We start from the raw sequence: 25,126 nt of genomic DNA, 5'->3' as shown, positions 1-25,126 counted from the left end.
AGCTACTCCCCTCCCTTTCTCTCGGCAGAAATGGGGATGTAGCCCGCGTCGCGGATGGTTTGGGCCATCTCGTCAGAGACTACCAGTGCGATGTATTCCTTGGCCGTGCCGGAGGGCTCGCCCTTGGTGAAGAAGTACAGATAGCGGGAGACCGGATAGGCGCCGGCCTCCACCGCCGCCTCACTGGGCTCGACGCTGTTGACTGCCAGCGCCTTAACCTTCGCAGAGGTGAAGGCGGAGTCCACAAAGCCCAGCGAGATGTAGCCGATGGCGCCGGGAGTGCGGCTCACCACGTCGCGCACCTGACCGGTACCAGGCAGCACTGCCGCAGCAGGGTCGAAGCGCGTGTCGCCCATGACGATGGTCTTGAAGGCCTCACGAGTACCCGAGGCCTCGTCGCGATTGACCACCAAGATTGGCAGGTCCTCTCCGCCCAGCTCTTTCCAGTTGGTGATCTGACCGGCATAGATGGCCCGCAGCTGATCCATGGTGACGTTGGCCACACGGTTTTGTGTGTTCACAATCACTGCGATGCCGTCAGTAGCGACCTCTGTGGTGACCAGCTCGCCGGTGCTCTTCTCGGCCTCTGTGAGGTCGCGGCTGGAAGTGGCGATATCTGCCGTACCGTTGAGCACGCTTTCGATGCCCGCCGACGAGCCCAAGCCACTCACCAGCACGTGGATACCCGTATGCTCGGTAAACTGCTCTGCGGCGATCTCTGCGATGGGCATGACGGTGGTGGAACCCGCCACCGTGAGCTCACCGGCCGAGGCTCCAGAGCCGGCGCATCCCGTGCTGCCGAGAAGCACCGCCAAGGCCACCAGAACGCTTAGCAACCCTGGGACAAAGGCGCGGCGGGCGCCATCCAGGCAACGGCGCCGTGACGGCCGCACAGACCCCGCTCTTTCCGATAGGAGAAAAACCGGTCTGTGTGAGCCGGTGTGGAAATCCCGATGTTGTGTATGTTGCACGGCATAACCCCTGCACTCGTAAGCGATTGTTCGATAGCAGCGGCTAAAGACAGGTGCCTGTCATCAACCTTGACCATGCTACCAAAGCTTGTTTCGAACCGATTAAGTAGTTCCTCCGACACCTCATAGTCACAACCTGCAATATGGGGACCAATAAAGGCTTCCACTTGAGAGGTTGTATACCCTTTGAGCTCGCAGAGCCGCACCGCCGCTTTGGCAGCGATAGAAGCAAACGTGCCTTTCCATCCAGAATGCACCACTGCAAATCCATCTTGAACACAGAGCACAACGGGAACGCAGTCGGCAAAGCACAGAAGCACCGGAACATCTGCGGCGGTGCACAGAATGCCATCAGCGCCTGCACGAGCCTCGACCCTAGCGGCACAGATGGCCTCAGGCGCATTTGAAGTGATTTCTACCAAATGGTCCCCATGAACCTGCTTGGGCACCACAAGGTTCTTCTCGGCAGCCTGAGCGCCCATCGCACAGAGCACGCGATGGCGGTTCTCGGTCACGCAACCCGGATCATCGCCTACCGCATCGCCCAAGTTGAGAGAGGCGAATGGCGCAGCAGAGACTCCCCCATTTCTCTCTGTAAACGCGAACGTGACCCCGTCCGCGCGGTGAAAACCGCCATTCAGGGTCACGCCATTACAAGTCTTAGTCTCAAAGGGGGCTTGCGCCTTAGCCACGAGAGCGCCTCAAGAAATCGGGGATATCAAACTCTTTGTCTGCAAAGCCCGAGGAGGCAGGCTTTGGAGCCGGCGCTGGGGTGTGGGGCTTGGGGGAAGCGCCAAAGGAGCCCATGGATAGCTGGGGCTGGACGGAGCCGTCGTTGAAGCCGGTAGCGATGACGGTGACGCGCACCTGATCGCCCAGGCTCTCATCGATAACGGTACCAAAGATGATGTTGGCATCGGGATCGACGTTTTGAGAGATGACCTCCGCGGCGTCGTTGATCTCCTGAATGCCCAGGTCCTTGTTGCCAGCAATGGAAAGGAGCACGCGAGTGGCGCCATCCACCGAGCTCTCCAGAAGGCGGCTGGAAATGGCCTCTTGAGCGGCATCAGAGGCGCGGGAGTCACCAGAGGCGATGCCGATGCCCATCATGGCAGTGCCAGCACCGCGCATGATGGTGCAGACGTCTGCAAAGTCCAGGTTGATGAGGCCGGGAACGGTGATGAGATCGGTGATGCCCTGGGTGCCCTGGCAAAGCACGTCGTCTGCCAAGCGGAAGGCCTCAAGCATGGTGGTCTTCTTCTCGGCGATGTCCAAAAGGCGATCGTTAGGGATCACGATGAGGGTGTCCACGTTCTCTGCCAGCGTATCCACGCCGTTCACTGCCTGCTGGCTGCGCTTGCGGCCCTCGAAGGTGAAGGGACGGGTGACTACGGCCACAGTGAGCGCCTTGATGTCGTTCTTGGCGATGTCTGCCACAACGGGGGCAGCGCCGGTACCCGTACCGCCGCCCTCGCCGGCAGTGATGAATACCATGTCGGAGCCTGCCAATGCAGCCTTGATCTCGTCGCGAGAGTCCTCTGCCGCCTGCTGGCCAACCTCAGGGTTGGCACCGGCGCCGAGACCCTTGGTGAGATCGGTGCCGATATGCACCTTGATGTCTGCATCAGAGAGTGCCAGTGCTTGGGCATCGGTATTGATGGCGACAAACTCGACGCCGCGAATGCCCTCCTCGATCATGCGGTTAACGGCATTGGTGCCGCCACCGCCCACGCCTACAACCTTGATTACGGCGAGGTAGTTATTGGGCGCGTCGGTGTCGTTCATAGTTCCTCCTCGGGGCTCGGTCCCAACCCGATGCTTGGTGCTGCGTTGATAGTGGTAAGGCATCGCAAGACGCCTTGGGGTGGTGTGGACGTTGAGTCCGCGCCGATGGTGGCTTATGGAAGAGCGCCCCTTGAAAACCCTCAAGCTCAAGTAGACGTCTATAAACCATCTAAATCGTCTAATAGTGGCACAAAGCAAAGGAGAGCGTCAACCCCTTTGACGAATCCATGAACGCCCCAGCTCACAAGGGCTGCTTTGCAACCTTCAACCTATTCTTGAAGCTTAAACTTAGCAGCTGTAAGAAACCCTAGGATGTAGTTTGGTCCTGAGGGTTTTGGCTGTCGGAGCCTCCAGTAGATTCTGAACTGCCATTCCCTTGGCTTGAGCCTGCGCCTTCAGAACCCTGGGCTCCCTCAGAGCCGCTTTGACTCCCCGACGCCTCTTGGCCTTGAGCTGGCTGGCCGGATGCTGCAGCCTCTTGGCCTTGCGCAGCCGCTCCATCGTTGCTGGCGACCACTCCTGTGCCTGCACCCACAGACGAGCTGGAGATCTGACGATAGCTGGGCTTTGCGGGATTTCGCACGTTGATGTAGGTGAGCTGGTTGGGATGGGCGCCCATGAGCTCATTGATAACCGCCTCTTTGGAAGAGATCTGATTGGGAGCCCCGAGCGAGATCTCCAACCCAGAGGAAAGCACACAGGAGATGGCTTCCTCGCTCGCAGCGGAATAGGACACGATCTGCGAGGCCAGGCCTTGAGAGAAGGTAGTCTGGTATTGGATGCAGTCCAATATGGGGGCATCGGTGGTTTTGGCGCCAGCCTTAGGATCCACCGTAGAAGGCGTATCGCGGATGAGCAGACAGCCGTCTTCTTTAGCCTGCGCCAGCGCCACCTGTACCAGGTCTCCCCCGTCCAGCGCCTGAGCGGGCATAGGCTCGATCCAGGCGCCGTCCTCGCTCAAGTACCAGGCGCTGTTGCCTGAGGGAATGGTGACGATGGCAAAGACTTGACGCTCCTCCACAGAGACGGTGAGCTCTCCGGGGAACTTCCGGCTCACATGCACCGACTTTACCCAGGGGTTTTTTGCCAGGTTCTCCTCGATCTTGGCAGTGTCCACATTAAGCAGCGTGGCGTTATCTGGCACCGCTGCCAACTTGAGGATGTTCTCCTGAGTCAAATGATTGGTGGCCTCGGCGTTTATCTGCTGCACCGGCAAGATGGGAGTGAGGCTCAGCGCGAACAGGCCGCCGATAATAACGCCCACTGCCACAAGCGCCACCAATGCCCAAAGCAAAGGACGTGGCAGAGCCCGCTGGGATTTGCTCTGATCGGTAAGGCCTAGTCCCGCTACCGAGAGATGACCCACTCGTTTAGTCTCCCGAGAAGTGCCCGCAGCCCGCAAAGGACGGGGCGGCCTCGAAGAGTTGAGGCTCGAAGCTTTGGGGGAAGCCGGCCGTGAAGGACGGCGCGTGGCCCTGCGGGGGGAGGAAGAGGAGGTCCTAGGACGAGAACCCGAGGAACTTGACCTGCGGTCTGAGCGTGACACCGGATCCCTCCTTTACCTGGGTTTGCATCTCGTCGATGAGTCGCAATACGTCTTGGGCAGAAGCCCCGCCTTCGTTGACGATGTGGTTGGGATAGGCCTCCGAGATGAGAGCGGCACCGAAGCGCTTCCCTTTAAGTCCTGCGCGACCTATGAGGTTTGCAGCGCTGTCGTGGGCGGTATCGCAAAAGATGCCGCCACAGGTGGCAACTCCCATGGGCTGCTGCATCTTGCGACGATAGAGCCTGCGGTCTATACGCTCGGACACCTGGGCTTTGGTGGAAGGATCCAGAGCGAGCTCCACCTCAAGCAAGATGGACGTTGCCGGGATCGAGGAGGTGCGATAGCCCCACTCGATGTCATGGCCGTCCAGCCTGCAAAGCCCCTGGCCCGGCACGTGGCACACCACCCCTCGCACACAGGAGCCAATCCACTGATGGCGCGATCCGGCATTTTGAGAAACCGCGCCTCCCAATGTGCCAGGTATCCCTGCCAGCATCTCGATGCCCGAGAGCTCGCATTGGAGCGCCACGTTGACCGCCTGGGCGGTGAGCGCGCCGGCACCCACATGCATCACCGAAGCCTCTTCGTCCACCGCGATGCGAGAGAACTCACGTCCCAGCAATAGCACGCAGCCATCGTAGCCTCCGTCGGCTGCGATGATGTTGGTGCCTTTGCCCAGCACCACCCAAGGAACCGATTCCTCTTGAAGAGTGGTAAGCACGCGGGCCAACGACGGATAGCTATGCACCTTGGCCACCAAAGCCGCGGGGCCGCCCACACGAAGGGACGTGCGCCGAGAAAGGCGCTCATCCTTGATGATCTCTGCATCGTAGGCGCCCGAGAGCGCCATATAGGCATTAAAAAGGCTCATGAGGCTCCCTCAAGGCTCCGATAGCTGCTGGTCCTTATTCTCACAGAAAAGCTGAGGCACCTTAAGCACCTGGATGCCCGGGAGGTACCTCAGCTCATAAACAATCCTAGCGATTACTCAGAGGAGGCATCGCGCTCCTGCATGGCCTCGATGAATTCCGGGCCTACCATGGTGACATCACCTGCACCCATGGTGATCACCAGGTCACCTGGACGCACTACCTCCATCAAGGCAGGCACGATGTCGCTGCGGCCCGCCACGTAGCGGACCTCGCCCACCTGGCCCGACTCCTCCACTGCAGTGGCCACAGTCTTGCCAGAGATGCCGGGAATAGGCATCTCCCCTGCCGAGAAGACATCCATTACCAAAAGGACGTCTGCATTGGAAAACGCCTGGCCAAATTGAGAGGCCAAAGCCTGGGTGCGGCTATAGCGGTGGGGCTGGAAGGCTACAACCACGCGATCGAAGTCCAAGCCCGCTGCAGCCTTGAGAGTAGCCTCGACCTCAGTGGGATGGTGGCCATAGTCATCCACCACGCAGATGTTATCGATATCCCCCACATGGGTAAAGCGGCGGCGAACGCCAGAGAAGGTGGAGAGCGCCTCTGCTGCCTTGGCGCAATCAAGGCCCAAAGCCCACGCCACCGCAATGGCGGCAGTGGCGTTGAGCTGGTTGTGAGCGCCGGGGTTGCTCTTGATGGTGACGGTGACCACCTGGCCGTTGGGCAGGGTGACATCTACAGTGCTTGCCAGCTTATGAGTCTGGGCGCGAGGGGCGCAGACGATGTCGTTTTGGCCGCCGAAGCCATAAGTGAGGGTCGTGCGACCGGTTTGGTACGCCAGCTCGGGCACATGGGGGTTCTCACCGCACACGATAACCGTGCCATCAGGGCCCACCGAGCTCATGAACTGGGAGAAGGCCTCCTCGATGGCCTCCAGAGAGCCGTAGTGGTCCAGATGGTCTGCCTCGATATTGGTGACCACCACAATGGAGGGATCCAACAGAAGGAAGGAAGCATCGGACTCGTCAGCCTCTGCCACATAGAGATCGCCTTCGCCGTTGCGGCCGTTGGTGTGATAGCCTTCCACGATGCCGCCGATGAGGAAGGAGGGGTCTAAGCCCATGGCGTCCAACATGGTGGCCACCATAGAAGAAGTAGTGGTCTTGCCATGAGTACCTGCTACCGCCACGGTTCTGCGGCCTGCGCCCAGGGCTGCCAGCATCTTGGCCCTAGGCCAAATGGGGATGTTGAGCTCCTTGGCACGGACAACCTCAGGGTTGGTATCGGGGATGGCGGTGGAGGTCACGATGACGTCAGGCTCTTGGCTGTCGATGGTGGCCGCCTCATGGCCAATGGCCACCTCTACGCCCGAGCGGCGCAGGTCACGCACATAGCGCGACTCTTTAAGGTCTGAGCCGGTCACCTGGCAGCCGCGCTCGTGCAATACCTTGGCAATGCCGCTCATGCCAGCGCCGCCAATGCCTACAAAATGGGCGTGGTTAAAGGGCAAGCTCGTGTCTGCCATAAAAAAGCTCCTTAGTTGCTAATCTCTGCCAATGCCTGAGGCTTTTGGCGCAGTATTGCCTTTGACTCTACCTTCTTCGAGCCCTAATGGCCGCGTTTACCCAGTTTCTCCGTCTCATCAGCTAAACGCTGAGCGGCTCTGTCTTGGGCCAGGTCGGCTGCAGCCTTGTGCATAGCCTCCCGCGCCTGAGGATGATCCAGCAGGTCAAAGAGCACATCGTCAAAGGCAGCGCCGGAAAGCTCGTCATCTGTCACCAGCTTGGCCGCCTTGGCGCCCACCAAAAACTGTGCATTGACCGTTTGGTGGTCTGCGGTGGCAAAGGGATAGGGCACCAAGATGGAGGGCACCGCCGCAGCAGAGATCTCAGCGATAGAAGAGGCGCCCGCCCGGGAGACCACTAGGTCAGCGGCAGCCAGCAGGTCGCCCATGTTCTCGATATAGGGCACCGCGTGGTAGCGCTGCTGCTCCGATGGAGTGAGGTTGAGGGTGGAGACCACCTGCTCATAGCCGTCGCGACCGGTAGAATGCACCACATGGAGATTCTCGCGCGCCATCAAGCTTGGGCGCACCCGTTCCATGGCCTCGTTGATGGAAGCGGCTCCCAGAGAGCCGCCAAACACCAGCAGCAATGTGGCGTCTTCAGGAATGTCCAGAGAGGCGCGGCCTTTGGCTCCGTCGCCATCGATCACCGAGCGTCTCACGGGGTTTCCCGTCACCACGATGGAGGTGCCTGCTCCTGCATGAGCCGCCAGGGCGTGAGTGGCCTGAGGCAAGGCCGCAGCGACCACCGAGGCCTTCGAGGCCAGCGTCTTGTTCGCGAGACCCGGCACCGAGTTTTGCTCGTGCAGCATCACCGGCACCCCGTGGCCGGTGCACCAAGACAACAGGGGCATCTCCACATAGGCGCCAAAGCCCACGGCCACATCGGGAGCGCCTGCCATGGCAAAGTGGCGGCTCACCTCATGACGGGCCGAAGCCATGCGCCCCAGAGCGCTCAGGGCCGTCCAGGGACGGGAACGGTCGAAGCCCGAGACCTTGATGGGCACGAAATCGAAGCCTGCCTGAGGTACCAAAGTGCCCTCGAGCTTGGCAGACTGGCCAAAAAAGGTCACATGATGGCCACGGTCCCTCAGCTCTTCTGCCAGAGCCAGTGCCGGGTTGATATGTCCTGCAGTCCCACCGGCAGCAATGGCTACCTCAAGAGTGTCTGCCATGATTCCTCCTGTTTGGATCTTTTTGGCTCCCCCGTCCCGATCCCCCGCGTTCCCTTACCTGGGGACCAGAGCGAGGTCTCAGCCGTTCTGTGGAGCTTGGACCCAAGTCTATGCGTTCCCAGCCGCCAGTGCTTCGACGAGGGCGAGGTTTTGGCGCCAAGGATGAAGAGGTCACCCTTTTGGCCGAAGGGCGCTTCTCGGCAGCAGACGCAGCAGAGCCCCGCCCAGATCCCAAGGTGTTCTGGGGGCGCGCTTCAGACCCTTGCCGAGAAGAGCCTCCCTCCACCAGGCGCAACGAACGAGGCTGGGCCTCCCCTGCGGTTGAGCCCTCCACACCCGAGGCGCGCCTGGAAGCCCCCGCGGCCACCTTAAGAGAGCGGCGGCGCTGATCGTGAACGGTTTCGGGCAGACGGCTGTGGAAGGATACCGATAAGATCACGCCTACCTGCATGAGTGCGGCCATAAGAGCGGTGCCGCCATAGGAGATGAAGGGTAAGGCCTTGCCCGATTGAGGAAAGATTCCTATGACGCCCGCCACGTTGAGCACCATGGAGTAAAAGATGAGCAGTGTGATGCCCGAGGCCAAGAGGGTGCCCATGAGGTCGGGAGCCTGCTTGGCGATGCGCAGGCCAGCCACCAGCAGCACCCCAAAGAGCACGAAGACCACCAGGCAGCCCACCAAGCCCAGCTCCTCGCCGATGACGGCGAAGACCATGTCATTGTGGGCCTCGGGAAGGTAGCCGTACTTCTGGCGTCCCAAACCGAGCCCTACGCCCAGAAGGCCGCCGGATCCAAAGCCATAGAAGCCCTGCGTGAGCTGATAACCGGTCTTGTTGCTGTCGGCCCAAGGGTCAAACATCACCAGCAGGCGCTGGCGGGAGTAGTCATCTTTGAGCGACAGCGCTAAATAACCTACCGCGCAGATCGCCGCTATCCCCATCACCAGCCGGGTAGGGACGCCCGCCATTAGGGCCAGGCTAAGGATTACCAGGCCAAGAACCAAGGTAGTGCCCTTATCGGGCTGGAAGAGAATAAGGGCTAAAGGCAGCGCCACCATGAGGCCGCCCTTCCAGGCGAAGTCCTTGAAGTCCCAATGGGCCTGATCGCCCCAGAACTGGGCGAGGATGGCTGCGGCGGCGGCCACCACATAGATTTTGGCGAACTCCGAGGGCTGGAAGGATATGGGTCCCAGGCGGATCCAGCGGGTGGCGCCATGGGAGTCCAGGCCAAAGAGATGCACGCCCAAAAGAAGGCCTACGCTCAACAGACAGAGCACATAGAGAGGCCAGCCGCTCATCAATTTGCGGTAATCCAGCTTGGCCAGAACGACGCAGAACACTACTCCCAACACACAGCTTCTGAGCTGGGTGTTAAAGAATGCGGAAGGGTTTTCGCCGTCTGAGAGCAGGCCTTTGATGGATGAGGCCGAATAGACCATCACCAGGCCTAAGGCCACCAGCCCCACCACCGCGAGGATGAAGAAGAGTCGTGGCTCCATGATGCGCGCAGGGACGCCCAGGATGCGACGATCGGCATCGTCGAGCCAGGCGCCGATGCGCCCCAGAAGCCCATTTGGGGCCGGAGTACGGCGTCTGGATTCTTGGGGTTGTGAAGAAACGTTGCTCCGTGAGGTCATGGGCATCCTGTCTAGTGGCCAGGCTGGTCTAGGTCAAGTGTTAACACCAGCTCTTTGAAGCGGCGTCCGCGCTCCTCGAAGCCGGAAAACTCATCGTAGGAAGAGCAGGCAGGAGATAAGAGCACCACATCGCCAGGAACGGCAAGATTCTTGGCAATCGTAAGAGCCTCGGCCATGTGGGGGGCCTGCAGAAGCGTAGCCAAACCCTGGCCTGAGAGCGCCTCGAAGAAACGGTCGGAGGCCTCCCCGTAGGTGACCGTTGCCTTGCAGCTAGCTTTGATGGCATCCACAAACTCATCCAGCTGGCCGCCCTTGTCATGGCCGCCCGCCAAAAGGATCACCCTGCCCGGCTCGAAAGCCCTGAGGGCCGTCACTACCGCATCGGTATTGGTGGCTTTGGAATCGTTGATGTAGCGCACCCCGTCGATAGTAGCCACCGGCTCGATGCGATGCTCCAGCGGAGCGAAGGCCTTGAGCCCTTGGCGCACTCCCTTGACAGAAGCCCCTGCAAAGAGCGCTGCCGCAGAGGCTGCCAACCCGTTGGCCACGTTGTGAGGGCCCTCGATACGCAAGTCTGAGACGGCCACGAGCTCATAGCGCTCGCCGATAAGCTCTACCACCAAAAGCCCGTCGTCCACATAGGCGCGGCAGGGCGAATCGGGAATCTGAGATGCCGACACCCGGCATACCACCAATCCGCGATCATCCAGCTGGCGAGCGAGAGCAGCGCAGTGAGGATCGTCCACATCCAAAATGGCCAGGTCTCCCTCGTCCAGATTGGCAAAGATCTTCTCTTTGGCCGCCAGGTAGTTCTCAAAGGTTTTATGCCACTCGCCGTGGTCTGGGGTGACGTTGAGCAGGCACGCCACTCGAGGATGCAGCTTGGAGGTAGTAGCCAGCTGGAAGCTGGAAAGCTCTGCCACAAACCAAGTTTGAGGATCGCGCTCGGCGATTTGGGTCACTACATTGGTGCCAATGTTTCCGACCGCCACAGCGCCAATGCCCGAGCTCTTGAGCAGCTCGCAGGCAAGCGACGTGGTAGTGGTCTTGCCGTTGGTGCCAGTAATGCCAATCCAGCGCTCCGGACTCTCCCGCCAGGCAAACTCCGGCTCCCCTATGACCTCATGGGCATGGGCCTTGGCGTTGGCGAAAAAGTCAGAGAACTCCGAGATGCCCGGGCTCACCACCGCCAAATCATAGGTGCCGAGAAGATCTTCTGTGCCTACCAGCACGCAGGCTCCTGCATCGCGAAGCTCTTGAGCCAGAGGGCCTTCCTGGGACTTTTTGCCTCCCACCACCGTGACTGAACGCACTCGCGTTGGCCCCAGCTCCAGCAGATAGGTGGCTACAGCACGGCCTGTGGCACCTAACCCCAATACACAAACGTCACCCAAATAGGGGGAGATGGGAACAGCAGTGGGTCCTAAAGGAGCGATGGCGTTCATGAAACACCCTTTCATAGCACCAGAGCCTCGCGGGCCCTCAAAGGTCATAAGGGCAGGGGCTCTGGTAAGTGGGACAAGCAAAAGAACCTATGGGCGCGCACGCAAAAGGAGGCTTAACCCAATTGGAAGTAGAGAGCAAAGCCCAAGGCAGCAAACGCGGCCGAAATGATCCAGAAGCGAATCACCACTTTGGTCTCGCTCCACCCTTTCTTCTCGAAATGGTGGTGCAGGGGCGCCATTAGAAAGACGCGCTTGCCGGTGGCCTTGAAGCTGGCCACCTGAATCATCACCGAGAGGGCTTCGCAAATGAACAAGCCACCCATGATGAGGGAGGTGACCTCGGTCTTGGTAAGCACCGCCAAAGCTGCGAAAGCCGCGCCCAAGGCCAAAGACCCGGTGTCTCCCATAAAGATCTGCGCAGGGTAGCAATTGAACCAGAGAAAGCCCACGCAAGAGCCGCCCACAGCCGCGGCAAAAACAGCCAGGGGAAGCTCGTTGTAGCGGAAGCACACCATGGCCATGAAGATCATGACCACCAGCACCGAGCCTGCTGCCAAGCCGTCAAGGCCGTCGGTGAGGTTTACCGCATTAGAGAGGCCGGCCAAAAGCAGGAAGACGAAGACGACGTAGAGCCAGGGGATGTCAAAGGTGCCCCCCTCATAGGGAATAGAGGTGGTGAGCACTCCCAAATCGATGGAGAAACCGCCTGGAAAAGCCACTACCGGAGCAATGTCTGCCCAGTTCACCGCAGCCAAGCAGAAACCCACAGAGATCGCAGTGAGGCCGATCATCTTTTGTGAAGGAGTGAGGCCCAAAGAGCGGCCATGGGAGACAGACTCGATATCGTCTGCCAAACCCAAAAACGCCGTGGCATAGGTCACGACGACCGCCAGCACCAAGTCTGGGGTCCATTGGCCAAAGAGCACCAGCGTCACCAAGATGGCGGCCAACATAGCGGCGCCCCCCATGGTAGGCGTGCCTTGCTTTACCAGATGCGTGTTGGGGCCATCGGCACGCACCTGCTGCCCTACGCCCCGGTTGTGCATGAAGCTGATGAAGGGCGGCAAGAACAACAGTGAAATCACCACCGCACAGCCAAAGGTCAAAAGGATGGTGTAGGTGGGATAGGCGTGGACTGCAAGCACTAGGATCGCACCTCCTCGACAAAGGCGTCGAGGCCCACAAAACGCGAGCCCTTGGCCAATACCAAGTCACCAGCCTCAAGGACCGGCCCCACAATGGAAGCCGCTGCGGCGGCCGTGGGGACGCGCACCAGCTTGTCCTCCGATAAGCCCATGGTAGAAGCAGCCTCTGCCATCGCATCGGCGTCTTTATCGCCTACCAGCACCAGCATGTCTATAGGCTTGGCAGCCAGGTAGGCGCCCATGAGGCCATGGAGGCGCGGGGCCTCGCCACCCAACTCGCCCACCTCGCCTATGACAGCGATGCGGCGCCCTTCACAGGAAAGCTCGCACAGCAGGTCTGCCGCCACCGCCAATGAGGAAGGGCTGGCATTGTAAGTGTCGTCGATGATGCGGAAGCCTCGAGCAGCCTGAATGATATGAGCTCGCATGGCTTGCGGCTCCAGGCTATCAAGCCCTGAGGCTGCCTGAGTCAAGGTGAGTCCTGCACGCTGGGCTAGGTCGAGGGCCAGAAGGTCGTCGATGACGCACTGGCGGCCGGTGAGCTTGAGCTCTTGATGCACGCGATCGCCGCAGAAAGCCACGTCGAACGCAGGGCAGCCCTCGGGCGTGAGGGACACTTGAGAAGCGCAGATGCGGTCGTCCGGATGAAAGCCCACGCGGTCCACCAACACTCCAGCAGCCTTAGCAGCCTCGCCAATGGAGGCGGTGAAGTCATCGCCCGAGGTAAGCGCCAACACCGGCTCAAGATCCACACAGCAAGGCAGCGAAGCGTCAGCCGCGAGCCAAGGGATTACCTCGCTCTTTGCGAGGGCAATGTTTTCTCGGCTTCCCAAGATGCCAATGTGGCTGGTGCCAATATTGGTGATGCAGGCCATCTGGGGGCGTGCGCAACGAGCAATGGCGTCGATCTCGCCGGGATGGTTCATGCCCATCTCGCAGACGAAGACCTGGGTGTCATCGGGAGCTGACAGAATAGTGAGAGGCACACCGATGACCGAGTTGAAGTTGCCTACGTTCTTGTGCACGCAGTAGGTGGTGGCCAGCGCCTGGGCCAAAAGGTCCTTGGTGGTAGTCTTGCCTACCGAGCCGGTGACTCCCAACACCGCCCAGTCCTGCTGGAGGCGGTAGTGCTCGGCCAGACCCAGAAGGAACGCGCCGGCATCGTCGTGTGCGGCGCGAATGAGGCAGCAGTCTTTCTCGGCAGCTTTGGCGCGCTCAGCCTCTGAGGGCTCGCGAGTCATTACCACGCACGCTGCGCCGGAGTCCATAGCGGGTAGAGCGTAGTCATTGCCATCTTGAGTCTCGCCCAGAAAGCACACGAAAACAGAGCCTGGGGTCACCAGGCGCGAATCCACCACAAAGCCGGAGACCTGGCGGGAGGGGTCGCCTGCCAAAATGACAGCACCACAGGTGGATGCCATGGTCTCGACGGAAGCACGATACATAAGAGCTCTAACTCCTTTTTTCAAGGGCGCGCGGGCCGAGCCAGGCGGCTAAGCGGTAGGGTCGACGCCCATGTCCATGAGAGACTCACCCATGATAGCCGAGAAAACCGGGGCCGCAGAATCTGCAGCAAGGTGAGGAACGCCGTTCAAAGCGACGTAGACCAGCACTTTGGCATCTGACGCAGGGGCAAAGCCCACCAAGGACGCAAAATAACTGTCCTGTTTGTACCCGCCAGACTCGTCGGCTTGCTCACCGGTGCCCGTCTTGGCCGCAATGTCATAACCCTCCACAGCAGCGTTCTTGGCGGTGCCTTCCACCACGACGGTGCGCATGATGTCGGTCACTGCCTGGGCGGTAGCCTCGGAGCAGGCCTGGGGCCCGGTAGGCCAGTCTACCTGGGTGGTGCCTTCATAGATGAGGAAGTGGGGCGTGGTGAGAGTGCCTTTGTTGGCGATGGCCGACACGGCGCGCATCATCTGCACCGGCGGCAGGGCCACTGCCTGGCCAAAGGACATGGCGCCCAGGGTGGCAGAGGTATAGGCCGAGTAGGGTGTCACGATGCCGGCCACCTCGCCGGGGTAGTCGATGCCCGTGGGGCTGCCGATGCCAAACTTGGAGAGCCCGGAAGAGAAAGCCTCGGCTCCCTCAGCACGGCCCATGAGTACGGCGCCAACATTGGAGGAGCGCCGGATGATCTCGCGCACGGTCATGTCCTGGGTCTCCTTGCGGCGGTCGTCGTCGTGCACCGCGTCAGAGCCCACCTCGATGCTGCCGGGCACGTTGTAGACGGTGTCTGCATTGAAGACTCCGTTCTCGATGCCGATGGCACAAGTGAGCACCTTCATGACCGATCCCGGCTCATAGGAGTCGGTCACCGTGCGCAAGGTGAGTTGCTCAGGCGTTACGGTGGAGGTGTCCTCAGGGTTCAAGAACGGCGTGGTGCACATGGCTAGGATCTCGCCGTTGGAGGGATCGGTCACCGCCGCAAAGCCCGACTCCGCGCTGTATTGGGCAACGCCGTCGGAGATCTGCTTCTCGGCGATCTGTTGAATGTTGATATCCAGCGAGATCACTATGTCCGTGCCGTTTTTGGCTGGGGTCTCACTGTAGGCGCCATTGGCGACAGGAACGCCGCCAGGGCCAACCTCTGTGACCCGCTCGCCGTTGGTGCCGGAAAGGATGTCGTTATATTGAAGCTCGAGGCCGGTGCGGCCCTCCCCCTCCGAGCCCACAAGGCCAATGACCTGCCCTGCCACAGCCCCGTAAGGATAGACGCGCTTCATGTCCATGAGCGAATAGACACCGGTAAGCTCCTGTTTGGCCAGCTCTTGGACCACCTCTTGAGCCACCGAAGTGTCCACCTTTCGCTTGAGATAGACAAAGGTGGAGTCTTTTGTAAGGTCTGCCAGGTAATCTTGAGAGGTGCCCCCCAGCTTTTGAGCCAATACTTGGGCCACCGCCTGAGGGTCGCGCACGTCTTTGGGGTTGGTGTAGAGGGTGCGGCACTCCACCGAGGTAGCCAGCACATTGCCGTTGCGGTCATAGATGGTGCCGCGCTTGGCCTGAAGCACCTGGGTATTGGTATGGAGAGCCTTGGCCTGCTGGGCCCTCATGGGCCCGTCGATGAGCGAGAGATAGAACAACTTGGCGCAGGCCACGATGAAAAAGACCGCCACGCAGGCCAAGACTACCTTGATCCCGTGGTCAAAGGAGCCGCCAGAGGGACGCGACTCATCATAAGATGAACGACCCTCACCAGGCCTGGGGCGCTGGCGAGGGCGGAAGGATTGCTGTCTAGGCACGAAGGCACCTTTCTTAGAACACTGGGCAGAAATGGCCGCCCGATGTCCCAAAGTAGGGACTGCGCCTTGGCTCTTGAACGCTTATGCTACCGATAAAAACGTGCCACCGCACACTGGAGGCCTTCCAGGGGCAGGTGGCATGGGTTTCTCGGCAAGAAGGCGGCGTTAGGAGGCAGCAGGCACACTTACCGTAAGGGCTTCGCCGGCCCCGGCATAGACCATGCCAAGGTTTTGAGTGGCGATAGAGGAGATGCGCGAGTTGTTGGAGAGCACGGCCGATTCGATGCGCAGCTCGCGATTGGCGTCTTCGGCCTGAGAGAGCTGGGTCTTGGTCTCGGCGTTTGCCTGGAGGGTCTGCACCGTGGCGGCGGTAAGCGCCACGCGCGCACAGCACAGCACGAACATCAGGGCGCAAGCGGCGATAACCAGCTTGCAGATGTGCCAAAAGCGCGGGCTGACCCCCTGGCGTGCCGCAGCATCAAGACCTCGGCCTTCGACTATGTCGAAGGATGAGGGAGCTTGCTGTGGAGCGGCGGTGCCCAAAGGACGAGCCGCAGATCCCTGATAGATCATGGTGCCTCCAGAAAAGTGTGGTGCGTTGTGGTGCGATGTAGTGTGAGGTGGTGCGTTTAAGCTGCGTTGGTGGTGCGAGTGTGGTGTGAAGGTAGTGCCCGCGCCTTTATCTGTGAGCTTCTTTAGGGGAGAAGCTCGAGATAAAGCAAGAAAGAATGGAGGCGCGCCAAAGGGCTTCTAGAGCTTTTGGGCTACTCGAAGCTTGGCGCTCCGTGCTCGGGGGTTGCACTCGATCTCATCTGCAGAAGCCTCTATGGGCCGCCGAGTGAGGACATCGAGTACCGGCACGTTCCCGCACACGCATACCGGGAGATCCGGCGGGCATGTGCACCCTTGGGAATACTTGGCAAAGAGATGCTTTACCAGGCGATCCTCCAAAGAGTGATAGCTGATCACCGCGATGCGACCGCCGGGGTTGGCCCAGCGTATTGCCGCTTCGAGACCCGTTTCCAGGACCTCCAGCTCGTGGTTCACCTCGATGCGCAGAGCCTGAAAGGTCTTGCGTGCAGGATGCTTGGCGCGGCGGTCTCGCGCTGGATAGGCGCTGGCTACAATGTCTGCCAAATCCAAGGTGGTCTCGATGGGTCTTTGCTCCCTGCGGCGGCAAATGGCCTCTGCAATGCGAGCTGCGTGCTTCTCGTCTCCATAGGCTTGAAGAATCCGGATGAGGTCGCCGCGAGAATAGGTCGCGACGATCTCTGCTGCGGTTTGGGTGTGAGTATCCGGGTCCATCCGCATATCGAGTGGAGCGTCCTCGTGGTAGGAGAAGCCCCGTTCTGGCCTATCAAGCTGCGGGCTCGATACGCCAATGTCGAACAGGAAGCCATCCACCCCGGGAACCTCAGCCTCGAGCAAAAGCTCGTCGAGCATGCCAAAGTTGCCCTTTAAAAAGAGGTGGTCCACTCCCGGGGCGGCCTCATCAAATCGAGCCGAGGCAGCTTCGAGGGCAGAGTCGTCCTGATCGATGCCCAAAGACAGGCCGCCTGGCGCCAAATGAGACGCAAGGACCAGCGTGTGACCTGCTCCTCCAAGAGTGCAGTCGCAGACCACCTGGCCAGGCTTTGGATCGAGAAGCTCGACCACTTCGTCGAGCAACACGGGTACGTGCCGATATTCGTCTGTCAAAGTCCCACGCTCCTAGTCGAACATCAAAGAATCCAGGTTCTCCTCGAAGGCAGCCTGAGCGGCCTCCCAGCGGTCCGTGTTCCAGATTTCGAAGTGATCGACGTTGCCCACGACGGTGACTTCGCCCTCTAGCCCAAGGGCCTTGCGTTTGGATTCATCCACCTTGCCGAGCGCGATGCGTCCGGCCGAGTCGACATCCACCGTGACGGTGCGGCCGGTGAGACCGCCTCGAAGTTTGATGTCGTCGGGATTCCTGGGGTTGTAGCCATTGGGGAAATAGCTTGCAACCCAGGCTTGATGTCCCTCAGGCGTGAAGCCATAGAGCGCATCCTTGAGGGGAACAAGGCAGACCCTGTCGTCGAACTCTCGACGCATGTCAGCAGGGAGCGTGAGGCGCACCTTGGAATCAAGGCTATGCGTTCTGCTGCCTGTCAAATACATTGAGAGTCCCCCGCGTTAGGTCTTAGAGCAACTGGCTCCCCTCGCCGTTGCACATCTGCATTCTAGGGTGAACGCCACACCTAGGCAACACTTCCTCCCACCTTCCCCCACCTCATCCCCACCCCTAGATGTGGCGGTGGAATCCGGTAAAGCCCACTCTATCTTGATTTAGAACGGCTGTTCGCGACTTATCAATCAATTAAGTTAAGGCCATCGAAAACCTGTTCTAGAGTGGTGAAAAGAGCGGGTCGATTGGTCGCTATCCCTGCATGTTACTTTCTTTATTTAAGTTCTAGCAACCTGTGGCATTCTCAAAAAAGACGACCAGACCAGTTTTGAGAAATTTTCTTTTTCCGTTGTGTAAATTCACCTGAATGTAGCCTAAAAAGGGATGAGCGGCGCATTTTGAGCCTTGGCTGAGGTCCTTTGCTACCATGGCTTAGCTGGAATTATCAAACTTTGTTGTTATTGGCAAGCTAATCAGTAAGGTTTTGGGCCGCTTTTAGGGCATCCTAAAAGCCGGCAACCTTTATGAAGCGGCTCCATATTTGCGTCAGGTGGGTGGGGCAAAGTGGGGCATGAGTCCCTCCCTCACAAAAAGGTGGGACGAAGTGGGGAGGCGCTTCTTGGCAACAAAAGGTGGGGCAAAGTGGGGCGCCCCTGAGAGTCCTAATGGGCCCTCGGATGAGCGGCAAAATAGACGCCCTGAAGATGGGTTTGGTCCACATGGGTGTAGAGCTGGGTGGTGGCCACATCGGCATGGCCTAGAATCTCTTGGACCACGCGCAGGTCGGCGCCCCCCTGAAGCAGATGGGTGGCCAAGCTGTGGCGCAAGGTATGGGGGTGAAGGCCCTGAATGCCCACGTAGGCCCCGTAGCGTTCCACCAGATGATGCACCCACTGGCGCGACAGGCGACTCCCCCGCTGGCTCAAAAAGACGGCCCCCTGGCTATAGGCCGCCCTCCCTGCCGCCGAAAGGGGCCGCACTAGCTCTTGCCTGCCCTCCTGGGTATAGGTCATCAGGGCCTCTTTGGCGCTGCCGAGAAGAGGCACCAACCGCTCCTTGGATCCTTTGCCTACTACCCTTACCAGCTCCTCGGCTGGATAGACGGAGTCCAAGTTGAGCCCGCAAAGCTCAGAGACTCTGAGTCCACAGCCATAGAGCACCTCGAGCAGAGCGCGGTCGCGCTGGCCGCAGGCGTCGGGAGCGAAGGGCTGGTCGAGCAAGGCTTCCACCTGCTGAATGGAGAGCACCTGAGGCAGATAGGCCGGCACTTGGGGCGCGGCCACATCGGAGGTGGGCAGCGAGTCGGACAGATGGTCGCCGGCGGCAAACTTGTGAAAGCTGCGGATAGCAGAGACCGCCCGCTTCACCGAGGAGGGCGCAGCTCCCCCTTCGCGCAGGCGTGCTACATGGCCCTCGATGACGTGGCGATCGACCTGGGAGAGTTGGGTGACGGAGTGCTCTGCCAGATCGTCCACATAACGATCTAGGTCGCGAGCGTAGGCTGCCACCGTGTTGGCAGCAGCCCCGCGCTCGACGGCCAGGTAATCAAGATAGTCCGAGACAGCTTGAGAGAGATCCATCGAAGTAGGCAAACGGGCTTAGCTCAAGCGCTTAGTAGCCCAGATCTGCCGGCGGCTCAACCTCGTGGCGATCGATGCCGTCGTGATAGGCGATGGCAGCGCGCACGAACTCGCGGAAGAGCGGCTGGGGATGGGTGGGGCGGCTCTTGAACTCCGGATGGAACTGAGAAGCGACGAACCAGGGGTGCACCTCTTCTGGCAGCTCGACCATCTCTACGAGGCGGTCGTCAGGAGACACACCCGAGAAGACCAGCCCCGCACGGCGAAGCTCGTCACGATAGGCGTTGTTCACCTCATAGCGATGGCGATGGCGCTCGTAGACCAAATCCTCCCCGTAGGCCTCATGGGCCAAAGTGTCAGAGGCGACCTTGCAGGGATAAGCGCCAAGGCGCATGGTGCCGCCCTTATCGGTCACGTCTTCTTGATCGGGCATGAGGTCGATGACCGGATAGGCGCAATCGGGCACGAACTCGGTGGAGCTGGCGTCTTCCATACCCGCCACATGGCGGGCGTACTCGCACACAGCCACCTGAAGGCCCAGGCAAATGCCCAGGAAGGGAACCTTGTGGGTGCGTGCGCGCTCGGCGGCTAAAATCTTTCCTTCCAGTCCGCGGATACCAAAGCCGCCGGGCACCAAGATGCCGTCTGCAGTGCCGAGGACTTCCTGGACATCCTCTGCGGTGAGATTCTCGCCGTCGATGAGATCGATGTCGATGTGGCGGCCAAAGTAAACACCGGAGTGGTGGAGAGCCTCGATGATGGAGAGATAGGCATCAGGCAGCTGGGTGTATTTGCCCACCACCGCGATGCGCACGCTCTGAGGTTGAGCGTCTGCCTTGTGCATAGCCCGGGTAAAGGCGGTCCAGCGGCCAATGTTGAGCTCGCCGGGATCCAGCCCCAGACGCTCGCACACCTCTACGTCGAAACCCTGGTTGGCCAGGTGCATAGGCACATCGTAGATGGAGGGGCAGTCAGAGTTTTCAAAGACATGGTCTGTCGGCACATCGCAGAAGTTGGCGATCTTGGCGCGTATGGCCTCGTCCACCTCGTGGTCGCTGCGGCATACGATAAAGTCCGGCTGGATGCCCATGGAGCGCAGTTCCTTGACAGAATGCTGGGTGGGCTTGGTTTTTACCTCGTGGGCGGCAGAGATATAGGGCACGAGGCTCACATGGATGAAGCAGACGTTCTCTGGCCCGCGCTCATTTCTAAACTGACGCATGGCCTCTACGAATGGCTGGCCCTCGATGTCGCCGATGGTGCCGCCTAGCTCGGTGATGACCACATCTGCATCGGTATGCTCTTCGATCATGCGGAATTTGTCGCGAATGGCGTTGGTCACATGGGGCACCACCTGCACGGTGCCGCCCAAGAAGTCTCCCGCGCGTTCGCGGGCGATAAGGGACTGATAGATGAGACCCGTGGTGAAGTTCGAGGCCCGGGTGAGGTTCTCATCGATGAAGCGCTCGTAGTGGCCTAGGTCCAGGTCCGTCTCTTTGCCGTCTTGGGTCACAAAGACCTCTCCGTGCTGGAAGGGGCTCATGGTGCCGGGATCCACGTTTAGGTAGGGATCCGCCTTTTGCATCATGACCTTGTAGCCACGGGATTTAAGCAGGCGTCCCAGCGATGCAGCCGTAATGCCCTTGCCCAAAGAAGAAACGACGCCGCCAGTGACGAAAATATGCTTAGTCATACGCTGGTACCTGCGCTTTCGCTGAAAAGTTGCCAAGACCATACGTCTGCTTATTGTAATACGCCAGCTGTCTCCCATTTAAGGTGGATACCTAGTTCACAGGATGGAAACTGCGAGACCTTAAGGCTCAAAAAGACCTGTGATTCTCTGAGGGGACCTTGCAGGCCAAGGTTAGAATGCCATGAGGGGCATACTCTATCTTGCGAGAAAAGAGCGGTTCCAGCCCACCGTGTAAGGAGGATATGAGTGAAGCGGGGATTTGACAACGACGCCTACGTCACATTGCAGGCAGAGCGCATTCGTCAGCGCATCAGTGAGTTTGGCGGCAAGCTTTACCTGGAGTTTGGCGGCAAATTGGCAGACGACCACCATGCCTCCCGCGTCCTCCCTGGCTTCGCCCCCGATGTGAAGCTGCGCATGCTGCTCACCTTAAAAGAGGAGGCCGAGGTAGTCGTTGTGGTAAATGCCGCAGACATCGCCTCGGGCAAGGTGCGCAGCGATCTAGGCATCTCCTATGACGAAGATGCCCTGCGCCTAGTTCGTTTCTTCTCCTCGCTGGGACTGCCTGTAGCCGGCGTAGTGCTCACCCGCTATGCCTCCCAACCTGCAGCCGATGCCTTCCGCCGTCGCCTGGATGCCCTAGAGATTCCCTGCGCCCTCACCTATTCCATCGAGGGCTATCCCCACGATGTGGACGCCATCGTCTCCGAGACCGGCTTTGGCGCCAATGAGTTTTTGCCCACCAGCCGCCCTCTGGTGGTCGTCACCGCTCCTGGCCCGGGCTCTGGCAAGCTGGCCACCTGCCTGTCTCAGCTTTACCACGAGCACGCTCGCGGCATTCAGGCAGGCTATGCCAAGTACGAGACCTTCCCGGTATGGAACCTGCCCCTGGTCCATCCGGTCAACGTGGCCTATGAGGCTGCCACGGCAGATCTGGGCGACTCCAACGTCATCGACCCCTTCCATCTGGACGCCTATGGCGTAAGCACGGTGAACTACAACCGCGACGTGGAGTCATTCCCGGTAGTGCGCGCCCTCATGGAGCGCATCTTGAACCAATGCCCCTACCAAAGCCCTACCGATATGGGCGTCAACATGGTGGCCTCAGGCATCGTGGATGACGAAGTGTGCCGCCAGGCCGCCCGCAAAGAGATCATCCGTCGCTACTTCGCCGCCGCCTGCACCGTTAAGCGTACAGGAGCCGGCCAAGCCGCCTTCGATCGTCTCAAGCTGCTGGTGAAGCAGGTAGGCGTTGAGCCTGACACCTATCCTTTGCGCCTGGCCGCCCTCGAGCGTGCCGAGCAGACCTGCGCCCCAGCAGGCGCTCTGGAGCTTCCCGACGGCACCATTGTGACCGGCAAGACCTCCGACCTCATCGGCGCCGCCAGCTCCACCCTCTTAAACGCCCTTAAAGCAGTGGCCCGCGCCGGCGACGTGGAGGTACTGGCGCCAGAGGTCATCGAGCCCATCTGCCATCTCAAGACCCATTGCCTGGGCGCCCACAACCCCCGCCTCCATACCGACGAGACCCTTATAGCCCTCGCCCAATCCTCTGTGACAGATCCTGTGGCCGCCCAGGTCTTCGCAAGCCTGGAATCGCTCAGGGACTGCGACGCGTTCTTCTCGGTCATGCTTTCGGATGCCGATAAGGACACCCTCCGCAAGCTGGGCATTCGGGTGAGCTGCGAGCCCGTTTCTGACTATCAGATCTAGGTTGCACCCTCCCCTTTCACGAGCTCAAAAAGGCGCCCGCGCACTCTGTGCATGGGCGCCCGTCGCTATCTGGGGTATTCTCAAGAAGCAGGAACCGGCCCTTAGGCGCCTTGGCGCGTCAGCAGCTCTTTGGCATAGGCGCGGCTGGATTCGGTGCGGTCGCCAGCCAGCATGCGAGCGATCTCGTCTACGCGGCCCTCGTTCTCCACCTGGGTAAGCTGGGTCTCAGGAACCCCGTCCACCTCCACCTTTGACACCACGTAATGAGAGTCGCCCATTACGGCCACCTGCGGCAGATGGGTCACACAGATCACCTGATGGGTGCGTGCCAGGTCTTTGAGCACCGTGGCCAGCGCCACGGCCGTAGTGCCGCCCACCCCTGCATCCACCTCGTCGAAGACCAGGGTTTCCACACGGTCCGCCTCGCCCAGCACCACCTTGCAGGCCAGCATCACGCGGCTGATCTCGCCGCCCGAAGCCACTTTGCGAAGCGGCCTCAAGGTCATGCCCTCGCCAGGCCTGTACATAAGTTCTACCGAAGTTGGACCGGCCTGAGTCCATTCTCTGCGATCTAACACCTCCACCGCCAGCTCCACCGAGGCAGTGCCCATAGAGAGCCTGGCCATCTGCCCGGTGATGGCAGCCGCTAAAAGCGGGGCCTTTTGTTGGCGCACTTTAATCAGGTGGTCGGCGGCCGAGGCGAGGATCTTCTCGGCCGCCTCCAGGGCCTCTTGGGCCTCACGCTCGGCAGTGCCGGTGCCCTCTGCGGCATCGATGATCTCTTGGGCAGCCTGGCGCCTGGAAAAGACGTCATCCATGGTGGGACCAAAGGTGCGCATCAACCCTTGGAGGGCAGCCTGGCGACCTTGCATGGCGCGCAGGGCCGTAGGGTCAAGATCCACCTTGTCGCGATAGGCGCGAAGCTCGGCGGCAGCATCCTCGGCTTCTAGCTGGGCGGATTCCAGCGCGTCGGCCAGCTTGGCCAGCGTGTCATCCACATCGGCCGCCTGGCGCAGCTCGCGCACGGCTGAACCCAGCCTGTCGCTCACGCCGTCGTCTGCTAAGACGCATTCATAGGCATCGTTGGCAGCTTCGCGCAGCGTCTCGGCGTTCTCTGCCACCGGCAGGTCGCGATCCAGCTCTTCGAGCTCGCCGGCTGCCGGGTTTACCTCGTCGATGCGATCACGCTCGAAACGGGCCTGCTCCAAGCGCTCTGAAGCCACCGACGCCAGGTCCTGCAGGCGTTTGAGCTCCTCTGCGGCCGCCCGAGCGCCAGAGAGCGCCTGGTTGTACTGAGCCAGCGCCTCTTGGGCCTGCTGGCCAATCCAGGCATCCAAAAGCTCCACATGGCTCGCCACCGACAGCAGCCGCTGATGTTCATGCTGCCCGCAGAGATCCACCGTGGCGCCCAAGGTGGCCGCCAACTCCTTCACAGAGGAGATGGATCCATCCATAGACACGCGCCCACGGCCTCGCACGTCCACTTTGCGCAGAGCTATATGGCCGTCCTCCTGGCCATCGTCGGTGAAAAAGCGCCCCTCCACTGCAAGGCCTGGGGCGCCCTCGCGCACCATATCGGCATTGGCACGCTCTCCTACCAGCAGCTTTAAAGCTGTGAGCAGCGCAGTCTTGCCCGAGCCGCTCTCGCCGGTGATGACGGTGAGCCCATCGGCAAAAGTGATGTCTGCGTCGCGAATAAGGGCGACGTCTTGGGCATGAAGCTCATCGATCATGAGCGGTGACCTCCATAGAAGACGCGGGATACGCTGCGATAAAAGCTTTGGGAGGAATCGTCCAAAAGCACGATGTCGCCAGGGCCTTTACGGGAAATGACGCGCATGGCCGAAAGGCCCTCGGGGCAGCCCATGAGCCGACCGTCGCAAAAGACCTCGCGCTCTACCGGACGCTCAGTGGACAAAGCCACTTCCACCACATCTTGTGGGGACGTGAGAAATGCGCGGGCTAGGATGGTGTGCGGCGCCACTGGCACGTTGACCATGCCCTGGAACTCCGGGGTCACAATGGGGCCGCCTGCCGAGAGGGCATAGCCTGTCGACCCAGTCGCTGTAGAGACCACAAAGCCATCGGCGCGAAGCCTGTCGATATGATTGCCCGACACGAACACGTCGAACTCCACCATATTGCCCAGAGTGCCTCGCGTGACCGCCACCTCATTGAGGCAGAAGATATCCGATCTAATAGCAGGCGGCTCAGGCGACGGATGCTCGGGGTCGTTGTATTCAATGGCCACCGACAAGGTCGACCGCCGGGAGATGTGGAGCTTTCCTTCCAAGGCGCGCTCTACCGCTTGGAGCGCGGTGTCTGAGCCGGCGCCGGTGAGAAAACCCAGATGGCCATAGGAAAGCCCTAAGATGGGCACCTCTTCGTAGCCCACCATGCGAGCGGCTCGCAACAGCGTGCCATCGCCTCCCAGCGATACCACCAAGTCACAGTCAGAAGCGTCTTTGGCCCCCTCGGGGCAGTGTAGGTCGTCCTGAGCCCACACCGGCTCTACCCCATGGGCGTTAAGCCACTGGGCCACATTGCGAGCGCCCTCTTGAGCCTGCAGCCGAGAGTAATTGGTGACCAGCAGGACCTTCACGTCTC

At 60.3% G+C, this 25,126-nt stretch carries 20 protein-coding genes; 1 reads left to right on the top strand and 19 read right to left on the bottom strand.

The window, feature by feature from the left end:
* Positions 1–2: 2 nt before the first annotated feature.
* The 17 genes from E5334_RS08370 to E5334_RS08290 all read right to left on the bottom strand — a co-directional run bounded on the left by E5334_RS08370 (position 3) and on the right by E5334_RS08290 (position 20,806).
* Positions 3–893 (bottom strand): phosphate ABC transporter substrate-binding protein, encoded by an 891-nt coding sequence (locus E5334_RS08370; protein WP_275438997.1) that lies wholly within the window; start codon positions 891–893, stop codon positions 3–5.
* On the bottom strand, positions 830–1,663 hold the full coding sequence (locus tag E5334_RS08365) for a purine nucleoside phosphorylase YfiH/LACC1 family protein (RefSeq protein WP_136013136.1): 834 nt from the start codon (positions 1,661–1,663) through the stop codon (positions 830–832). Before E5334_RS08365 ends, E5334_RS08370 begins: the two co-directional genes overlap by 64 nt.
* Positions 1,656–2,756 (bottom strand): cell division protein FtsZ, encoded by a 1,101-nt coding sequence (ftsZ, locus tag E5334_RS08360; protein WP_136013135.1) that lies wholly within the window; start codon positions 2,754–2,756, stop codon positions 1,656–1,658. Before ftsZ ends, E5334_RS08365 begins: the two co-directional genes overlap by 8 nt.
* A gap of 307 nt (positions 2,757–3,063) precedes the next feature.
* Entirely contained in the window at positions 3,064–4,122 is a 1,059-nt protein-coding gene (locus tag E5334_RS08355) for a cell division protein FtsQ/DivIB (protein ID WP_167604359.1), read from the bottom strand.
* 133 nt (positions 4,123–4,255) lie between these two features.
* Positions 4,256–5,173 carry a UDP-N-acetylmuramate dehydrogenase gene (murB, locus tag E5334_RS08350; protein ID WP_136013133.1) on the bottom strand — a complete coding sequence of 306 codons (918 nt, stop codon included), beginning with the start codon at positions 5,171–5,173 and terminating at the stop codon, positions 4,256–4,258.
* 113 nt (positions 5,174–5,286) lie between these two features.
* Positions 5,287–6,699, bottom strand: a complete 1,413-nt coding sequence (gene murC, locus E5334_RS08345; protein ID WP_136013132.1) for a UDP-N-acetylmuramate--L-alanine ligase — start codon at positions 6,697–6,699, stop codon at positions 5,287–5,289.
* 83 nt (positions 6,700–6,782) lie between these two features.
* Positions 6,783–7,913 carry an undecaprenyldiphospho-muramoylpentapeptide beta-N-acetylglucosaminyltransferase gene (gene murG / locus E5334_RS08340; RefSeq protein WP_136013131.1) on the bottom strand — a complete coding sequence of 377 codons (1,131 nt, stop codon included), beginning with the start codon at positions 7,911–7,913 and terminating at the stop codon, positions 6,783–6,785.
* The gene (locus E5334_RS08335; RefSeq protein WP_167604358.1) at positions 7,897–9,549 is read right to left on the bottom strand and encodes an FtsW/RodA/SpoVE family cell cycle protein; all 1,653 of its coding nucleotides are present in this window, start codon (positions 9,547–9,549) and stop codon (positions 7,897–7,899) included. Before E5334_RS08335 ends, murG begins: the two co-directional genes overlap by 17 nt.
* Positions 9,550–9,560: 11 nt before the next feature.
* Entirely contained in the window at positions 9,561–10,994 is a 1,434-nt protein-coding gene (gene murD, locus E5334_RS08330) for a UDP-N-acetylmuramoyl-L-alanine--D-glutamate ligase (RefSeq protein WP_136013129.1), read from the bottom strand.
* A 113-nt stretch (positions 10,995–11,107) separates the two neighbouring features.
* Positions 11,108–12,139 carry a phospho-N-acetylmuramoyl-pentapeptide-transferase gene (mraY, locus tag E5334_RS08325; protein ID WP_136013128.1) on the bottom strand — a complete coding sequence of 344 codons (1,032 nt, stop codon included), beginning with the start codon at positions 12,137–12,139 and terminating at the stop codon, positions 11,108–11,110.
* Complete coding sequence (locus E5334_RS08320) at positions 12,139–13,584, bottom strand: UDP-N-acetylmuramoyl-tripeptide--D-alanyl-D-alanine ligase (protein WP_136013127.1); 1,446 nt, start codon at positions 13,582–13,584, stop codon at positions 12,139–12,141. Before E5334_RS08320 ends, mraY begins: the two co-directional genes overlap by 1 nt.
* Before the next feature lie 48 nt (positions 13,585–13,632).
* On the bottom strand, positions 13,633–15,387 hold the full coding sequence (locus E5334_RS08315) for a peptidoglycan D,D-transpeptidase FtsI family protein (RefSeq protein ID WP_275438996.1): 1,755 nt from the start codon (positions 15,385–15,387) through the stop codon (positions 13,633–13,635).
* A gap of 165 nt (positions 15,388–15,552) precedes the next feature.
* The gene (gene ftsL, locus E5334_RS08310) at positions 15,553–15,960 is read right to left on the bottom strand and encodes a cell division protein FtsL (protein WP_136013126.1); all 408 of its coding nucleotides are present in this window, start codon (positions 15,958–15,960) and stop codon (positions 15,553–15,555) included.
* 177 nt (positions 15,961–16,137) lie between these two features.
* Positions 16,138–17,085, bottom strand: a complete 948-nt coding sequence (rsmH, locus tag E5334_RS08305) for a 16S rRNA (cytosine(1402)-N(4))-methyltransferase RsmH (RefSeq protein ID WP_136013125.1) — start codon at positions 17,083–17,085, stop codon at positions 16,138–16,140.
* 12 nt (positions 17,086–17,097) lie between these two features.
* Positions 17,098–17,526, bottom strand: coding sequence for a division/cell wall cluster transcriptional repressor MraZ (locus E5334_RS08300; protein ID WP_136013124.1), 429 nt, complete (start codon positions 17,524–17,526; stop codon positions 17,098–17,100).
* 669 nt (positions 17,527–18,195) lie between these two features.
* Positions 18,196–19,125: a tyrosine recombinase gene (locus E5334_RS08295; protein WP_338041728.1), complete on the bottom strand. Its 930-nt coding sequence runs from the start codon at positions 19,123–19,125 to the stop codon at positions 18,196–18,198.
* A 19-nt stretch (positions 19,126–19,144) separates the two neighbouring features.
* On the bottom strand, positions 19,145–20,806 hold the full coding sequence (locus E5334_RS08290; protein WP_136013123.1) for a CTP synthase: 1,662 nt from the start codon (positions 20,804–20,806) through the stop codon (positions 19,145–19,147).
* 246 nt (positions 20,807–21,052) lie between these two features.
* On the opposite strand from E5334_RS08290, the gene E5334_RS08285 reads away from it, so the two are divergent.
* The gene (locus E5334_RS08285; protein WP_136013122.1) at positions 21,053–22,519 is read left to right on the top strand and encodes a DUF1846 domain-containing protein; all 1,467 of its coding nucleotides are present in this window, start codon (positions 21,053–21,055) and stop codon (positions 22,517–22,519) included.
* Positions 22,520–22,620: 101 nt separating this feature from the next.
* On the opposite strand, the gene E5334_RS08280 is transcribed toward E5334_RS08285, so the two are convergent.
* Both E5334_RS08280 and E5334_RS08275 read right to left on the bottom strand, forming a co-directional pair.
* Complete coding sequence (locus E5334_RS08280) at positions 22,621–24,252, bottom strand: DNA repair protein RecN (protein WP_136013121.1); 1,632 nt, start codon at positions 24,250–24,252, stop codon at positions 22,621–22,623.
* The gene (locus tag E5334_RS08275; protein ID WP_136013120.1) at positions 24,249–25,121 is read right to left on the bottom strand and encodes an NAD(+)/NADH kinase; all 873 of its coding nucleotides are present in this window, start codon (positions 25,119–25,121) and stop codon (positions 24,249–24,251) included. Before E5334_RS08275 ends, E5334_RS08280 begins: the two co-directional genes overlap by 4 nt.
* Positions 25,122–25,126 lie beyond the last annotated feature (5 nt).

Source organism: Muricaecibacterium torontonense (assembly GCF_004793925.1).
In the GTDB taxonomy this organism is placed as follows: Bacteria; Actinomycetota; Coriobacteriia; order Coriobacteriales; family Atopobiaceae; genus Leptogranulimonas; species Leptogranulimonas caecicola.
Note: the sequence above shows the minus strand (reverse complement) of the source record. Positions and strands in the feature narration are given on the sequence as shown.